8 protein-coding genes and 1 tRNA gene are annotated in these 6392 nt (G+C 61.0%); 6 read left to right on the plus strand and 3 right to left on the minus strand.

The window, feature by feature from the left end; genetic code table 11:
- Positions 1-285, minus strand: a 285-nt coding sequence (locus tag A3764_RS11050; RefSeq protein WP_067951591.1) for an IS5 family transposase, incomplete at its 3' end; no start/stop codon positions are given.
- Positions 286-511: 226 nt separating this feature from the next.
- Here A3764_RS11050 and A3764_RS11055 point away from each other — a divergent pair.
- Entirely contained in the window at positions 512-1006 is a 495-nt protein-coding gene (locus A3764_RS11055; RefSeq protein WP_067921110.1) for a hypothetical protein, read from the plus strand.
- Between the two features lie 418 nt (positions 1007-1424).
- Here the strand turns inward: A3764_RS11055 and A3764_RS11060 are convergent, their stop codons facing one another.
- On the minus strand, positions 1425-1940 hold the full coding sequence (locus A3764_RS11060; protein WP_067921122.1) for a TetR/AcrR family transcriptional regulator: 516 nt from the start codon (positions 1938-1940) through the stop codon (positions 1425-1427).
- Positions 1941-2021: 81 nt separating this feature from the next.
- Between A3764_RS11060 and A3764_RS11065 the strand changes: the two genes are divergently transcribed.
- Positions 2022-3095, plus strand: a complete 1074-nt coding sequence (locus A3764_RS11065) for an alcohol dehydrogenase family protein (protein WP_201722229.1) — start codon at positions 2022-2024, stop codon at positions 3093-3095.
- 168 nt (positions 3096-3263) lie between these two features.
- Here the strand turns inward: A3764_RS11065 and A3764_RS11070 are convergent.
- Positions 3264-3353 (minus strand) — tRNA-Ser (locus A3764_RS11070).
- A gap of 149 nt (positions 3354-3502) precedes the next feature.
- Here A3764_RS11070 and A3764_RS11075 point away from each other — a divergent pair.
- The 4 genes from A3764_RS11075 to rpmA all read left to right on the plus strand — a co-directional run.
- Positions 3503-4348: a DUF2059 domain-containing protein gene (locus A3764_RS11075; protein WP_067921112.1), complete on the plus strand. Its 846-nt coding sequence runs from the start codon at positions 3503-3505 to the stop codon at positions 4346-4348.
- Positions 4348-5160, plus strand: coding sequence for a DUF2059 domain-containing protein (locus A3764_RS11080; RefSeq protein ID WP_082851125.1), 813 nt, complete (start codon positions 4348-4350; stop codon positions 5158-5160). Before A3764_RS11075 ends, A3764_RS11080 begins: the two co-directional genes overlap by 1 nt.
- A gap of 197 nt (positions 5161-5357) precedes the next feature.
- Positions 5358-6122: a 50S ribosomal protein L21 gene (locus A3764_RS11085; RefSeq protein WP_067921114.1), complete on the plus strand. Its 765-nt coding sequence runs from the start codon at positions 5358-5360 to the stop codon at positions 6120-6122.
- 12 nt (positions 6123-6134) lie between these two features.
- The coding region (gene rpmA / locus A3764_RS11090) for a 50S ribosomal protein L27 (protein WP_067951590.1) at positions 6135-6392 on the plus strand (258 nt) is incomplete at its 3' end.

The following is a 6392-nucleotide window of genomic DNA, read 5'->3' on the forward strand; positions in this document are numbered from 1 at the left end:
CGTGGCGTCGATCATCACAGTCTTCTTTTCCTCGTGACTTTCGGCCAGACCTGCCATCATCCGGGCAAAGATACCTTTGTCGCTCCACCGCTTCCAACGGTTGTACAGCGTCTTGTGCGGCCCGTATTCCTTAGGCGCGTCGCGCCAACGCAAGCCATTGCGATTGATGAAGATAATCCCACTCAACACACGCCGATCATCGACGCGGGGTTTGCCGTGGGACTTGGGGAAGAAGGGCTCAAGACGCGCCATTTGCGCATCTGTCAGCCAGAATAGATCAGACATGTTCACCGCTCGTTTTTCCAACCGTGAATCATGTCGCCGTGCGGAAATCAATGGGTCCTGACCCTAGAGCGATCACGTTGTTTGTCGGCAATTTAGCCCGACCGACGCTTATGAGAGCGTGAAGGGATACGCCTATGTGGCTGGTTAATCTGCGCAACGCATTGCGAAACGATGTCTGTCAAATCATATTGCGACTAGTAAACCGCGCAGCAAAGACACAGTCGTTTTGAAAGTATCTCAATCGCTAGCTGACGTATTTATTGACACAAATATATTGAAGTTTGCTGCCGTAAAGAAGCATGTGTACCGCCTGAGGAAGGACACGATCAACTGGGGTGGCCTTGAACAAGAAATCGAAGTTCACGAACCATACATCAAAGATGATCTGCACAAGATCAAAAACGAGATGCAGAAGCGTGATGCAGTACTCCTAGCGATGCTAGCCTATGCTGGGCTTTCTGGCCGTCTTGCGTTTCATATCCATGGAGAAGTCGATCTTGAGATGTGGGGCCTTCCCGGCATGGTCAGCGCATCCGGTCGCTTTTTCGGCTGTCCTATCCGAAAGGTAGCCGACCCAATTTCCCCTCAGTCACGGATTATCGCGAGCGCGGTGAGGGAACCTAAAGATTACGTTTTGGATTTTTTGTGCGGTATCCGACACCCACGATTTATCGAACTTACTAAAATGACCGAGCATACCAAGGGACGCAGAAACCGCTAAATCTTAACCAAGCACGTGATGCGTATCATATTTGGTGCGCCGAATGCGCTCACATGAACTACTTTCTAACGATGGATTACAAATTACAGAAGGTCGCAGCACGCTCTAAAACTAAGACGCCCGTCACTATCATAACGCCCGAACAGCTATTGCGACAAGTCCTTCCCCAGCTTGGTATATTTGGCGCGATTAAATTTATGTGGGAGGGCTATCGTTTTGCCCGACCCCGAGTTGGATTCGATGAAGGCAAAGGCTGGACGTAGGAAAGCAATCTCTTAATGAAACGCTACCCCGGTGCGATCCATGACGTACCTTAAGGCCGCGGAATAAGCCGCAAACTTTTCCGCGGCGGTGGTTTGCAGAATTTCCCAGGGGGCACTGGCGGACCCCTCCTCACGGTAGCTGCAAACAATCCGCTCTAAACGTTCTCTTGCACCTGCAAGCCCCGGGCCAGCCGCTTTGCGCTCGTCACGGCGGCGTCGCGATGCAGCGCCCAAGCCTGTGTTAGACCTTCCATCACGATCAGAAGTTCAGTCTCCCGGCCGGGGACCGCGGCGGCTTTCGCAGCGCGGTGGGCCACTTCGGATTTATGTCTTGAAAGCAGGTCCCGCAGATGCGCGCTGCCCGGTTCGGCTGCGACCGCGCCATGGAACAGGCAGCCGTGCGCGGTTTCCGTTGCCATCCAAGCCCCGATGCGGTCGAACATGGCGTCGAGCGCATCTTCCGGGTTCACGGGCAGGGCATCGAACAGGTGCGAAAGATAGCGGGTATGGCGATGCTCCAGCGCCGCCAGCACCATGTCCGACCGGGAGGGGGTGTATTTATAGAGCGTGCGCAGGCTGACACCCGCCATATCGCGCAAGTCCTCGACGCTGGGTTCGGCAAATCCGCGGGCGGCGAAGGCACGCTCCAACCCGGCGGCTATTTTGGTCATCGTATCGCTCATGCTTGACCATGTAGAATGATCCCTCTACTTAAGCAAGTAGAGTGAACATTCTACCATGACCCGGAGGCGATGATGACCTTACCCGATACGATGAAAGCAATGGTACTGACCGGCCATGGTGGCCTCGACCGTCTGGAATGGCGCGAGGATATGCCGGTGCCGCGCCCCGTGGCGGGCGAAGTGCTGATCCGCGTCGGCGCCGCTGCGGTGAACAACACCGATGTGAACACCCGAACCGGCTGGTATTCCAAGGCCGTAAGGGGCGACACGAACGCCGCCGCGACGACGGGCTATGGCGGTGCTTCGGACACGGACGGCGGCTGGTCCGGCGCCCTGAGCTTTCCGCGCGTGCAGGGGGCGGATTGTTGCGGCGAAATCGTCGCGGTGGGCGAGGGGGTCGATCCGGCCCGTATCGGAGAACGGGTGCTGGTCCAGCCCATGCATCGCCCCACAGGGGGCGAGGAGGACGCGCTGGTCACCTTCGGGTCGGAACGCGACGGCGGCTTTGCGGAATTCACCACCGTGGGTTCTGAACATGCCCTGCGGATCGAAAGCAACCTTTCGGACATCGAACTGGCCTCCTTTCCCTGTGCCTTTTCAACGGCGGAAGGGATGATCCAGCGCGCGGGCCTCGGTGCCGAACGGGTGCTGATTACCGGCGCCTCGGGCGGTGTCGGTTCGGCTGGCGTCCAACTCGCCAAGCGGCGTGGCGCCCATGTGACTGCAGTGACCAGCCCGGCCAAGGCGGAAGACCTGCGCGCGCTTGGTGCCGACGCCATTCTGGGCCGCGAGGATCCACTGCCCGACGATGCATACGATGTCGTGCTCGACCTCGTCGGCGGGGCGCAGTGGCCCCGGCTGCTCGATGGGCTGAGGGTGCGGGGCCGCTACGTGACCTCGGGCGCCATCGCCGGCCCGATCGTGGAGCTTGACCTGCGTACGCTCTACCTCAAGGACCTGACGCTGATTGGAAGCACGCGGCAGGGGCCGCAGGTCTTTGCCGATCTGGTGGGCTATATCGAGCGCGGCGAAATCCGCCCCGTACTTGCACAGACCTATCCCCTGCGCGACCTGCGCGCGGCTCAGGAGGCGTTTCTCGAGAAGTCCCATATGGGCAAGATCGGCATTCGGATCGGGGGGTGAATGGGAAGGGGCGCTCGAAGACCGTCGTCGTTAGGTCGAACGGTATTGAAGTGCTTGATATGGCGGCGGCAGCTTCGTGTGTCGATTGGTAGCCCATTGCAATCAGAGGCGCGAGCGAGAACTGGGCAGCCTGAGATCAGAAAAGCCGCATAAGTATGCAGGAGCCAGTGGCGGAGAGACAGGGATTCGAACCCTGGGACCCCGTGAAGGGTCAACGGTTTTCGAGACCGCCCCGTTCGACCACTCCGGCACCTCTCCGCGGGGGTCTGGGTGGCCCGTTTAGTGGGGTTTGCTGCGGCTGGCAAGAGGGGTTTCGCCGGTCGGCGCGTAACACGGGATATTTGATTGCCGCAGGCGTCAATTGTCCTAGGCTGAGGCCTTAACGCAATGCAACAGAGGAGCCGCAGATGGCCTTCATTTTCCGTCAGACAGCACTGGGTATGGCCCTCGCGCTGTCCTTCGTCCTTACGCTTGCCGGTGCCGCGGGTGCGGCGGCTGAACGGGAGCGGGTGGAAACCTTTCTCGAAGTGACGGGCTTTGACGTCGCGCTCGAAAGCATCCGGCTCTCCGCCGACAGTGCGCCCGCCATGCTGGGACTCGCGGCTGATGATTTCGGCTCAGAATGGTCCCGGCTGGTGGACGACGTCTTCGCGACCTCGGTCATGCATGACATGGGGTTGGAGATCCTTGAGAAAACGCTTCCCGAAGACCTTCTGGAGCATGGCATCGCCTTTTATGGCTCCGAACTGGGGCAGCGGCTCGTGGCGACCGAAAACGACGCCCACATGGAAGAGGAAGAAGGTTTCAAGGCCGAAGCGGGGGGCGCCATTCTGGAAGGGCTGCGCGGGATGGACTCCGACCGGGTCGCCATTCTGGAGCGTCTGAACGCCGCCAGCGCGGTGGAGGATACCTCCATCGCCGCCATGCAGGAGGTGCAGATACGGTTCCTGCTGGCTGCCGCCGCGGCGGGGGTCATCGAGCTTCGGATGGAAGAGCCCGACCTGCGCGAAGCCATGCGCAGCGAGCGCGAGGCTTTGCGCGAAGGGCTGCGGGAAAGCGCGCTGGAAGGGGCCGCCTATACCTATCAGGCCTTCACGGATGAAGAGCTGATAACCTATGCCGAAGCCCTGGAAGACCCCAAGATGCAGCAGGTCTATGAGCTGATGAACGCCGTGCAATACGAGATCATGGCGAACCGGTTCGAAGCGGTGGCGGAACGGCTGTCGGAGATGCAGCCCAGTCAGGATCTCTGATGCTGAGGGCGCTGGCGCTCTGGCCGCTTCTTGCGGTGCTGGCGCTGCCGGCCCATGCGGACGCGCGCATTGCGGTCCTGATGGATCTGATGCGACTGACGGAATTCGCCGGCATCCTGCAGGAAGAGAACCGGCGCGAGGCCGAGCGAATCGAGGCCGACATGCTAGACGGGCAGGGGGGCGCCGTGTGGGAGGCTCAGCTACGTGCAGTCCTCACGCCCGAGCGTACCCTCGAAGCCCTTCGGCAGGCGATGGCCGCGCATCTGCCCGGTGACCTGATGGACCGCGCTGTCGCATTCTACGGCACGGGCGCGGGGCAGAGCGTCACCCAGTTGGAACTCGATGCCCGGCGGCTCATGGCCGATCCAGAGGTGGAGGCCGCCGCGAAGGAGCGGTACGCGGAACTGACGACACAGGGCGATCCGGTACTGGCAGAGGTCCGCCGGATCATCGAGGCCAACGATATGGTGGGCCGCAATGTCGCCGCAACGCTCAATGCCAACTACCAGTTCCTGCGCGGGCTGGACGAAGGCGGCGCCATCGACGGCTCCCAAGCCGACCATCTGGCAGAGGCCGCGGCCCAGCACGACAGGATCGAAGAGCAGACACGCATATGGCTGGGCGCCTATATGCTGCTGGCCTATCACCCGCTGCCCGAAGGCGACCTAGCTGCCTATGCGGCCTTCATGGAAAGCCCCGCGGGGCGTGCCCTCAACGCGGCGCTTTTCGCGGGTTTCGGTGCGGCGCGCGCGGAGCTGTCCTATGCCCTCGGGCGCTTCGTCGCGGTGAACCGCCAAAGCGGGGAACTTTAGCGGAACGCGCCGGGGAAACCCGCTTGACTTGCAGCCCGGTTGCGCGGATAAGCCCGCATCCCGGCAGGAATCCCTGCACGGGGCTTTATTCAATGACGCCCAAGGGCGCGCTGTTCGAGGTGGATCGACCCCGCGGGGGGCATCCGGAACACCCGCAAGGGGACCGCAGGACGCGAAAGACAAGAGAAGGATAGCGCATGTTTGCGGTCATCAAGACAGGCGGCAAGCAATACAAGGTCCAGTCCGGCGATATGCTGCGGGTGGAACGTATTGCGGCGGACGCCGGCGAAACGGTTCAGTTCAACGAAGTTCTGATGCTGGGCGGGGACGATCCCAAGGTTGGCGGCCCGCTGATCGAGGACGCGGGCGTTCAGGCCGAGGTCGTGGACCAGATCAAGGGTGAGAAGGTCATTCACTTCGTCAAGCGCCGCCGGAAGCATTCGTCCAAACGGACGAAGGGCCAGCGCCAGAAGCTGACGCTCGTCCGGATCACCGACATCCTGTCCTCCGGTGCGGGCAAGTCCGACGTCAAGGCCGCCATCGGTACGGGTTCGGTCAGTGCGGCAGCTGTAGCCGCGATGGAAGAGCGCTACACCATGAACAAGACCGATCAGGCCGAAATGGCCAAGCGCGTCGCGACCGGCAAGGCCGACGAAAAGTCGACCGAACCGAAGAAAGCAAAGAAGGCGGCCAACCCGAAGGAAGCCGAAAAGCTGGCAGGCGGTGACGAAGCACCCAAGGCCGAGCTTGGCAACCCGTCGGAGCCGGACGACCTGAAGGCGCTGAGCGGTGTGGGCCCGGCGCTGGAGAAGAAGCTGCATGATGCCGGCGTGACCACTTTCGCGCAGATCGCGGCATGGACGCAGGACGACATCGATGCGATGAACGAGAAACTGTCTTTCAAAGGCCGGATCGAGCGTGAAGGCTGGGTCGAACAGGCCAAAGAAAAGACCAAAGGCTAAGGAGAGACCGAGATGGCACATAAAAAAGCAGGCGGTTCATCCCGTAACGGGCGCGACTCAGCCGGTCGTCGCCTTGGCGTCAAGAAATACGGCGGCGAATCCGTCATTCCGGGCAACATCATCGTCCGCCAGCGCGGAACGAAGTTCTGGCCCGCCGAAGGTGTCGGCATGGGCAAGGATCACACGATCTTCGCGACCGTCGATGGCGCCGTGACCTTTCACAAGGGTCTGAAAAACCGTACCTTCATTTCGGTTCTGCCAGTGGCGGAG

The sequence above is a fragment of the Sulfitobacter sp. HI0129 genome, assembly GCF_001635395.1.
In the GTDB taxonomy this organism is placed as follows: Bacteria; Pseudomonadota; Alphaproteobacteria; order Rhodobacterales; family Rhodobacteraceae; genus Sulfitobacter.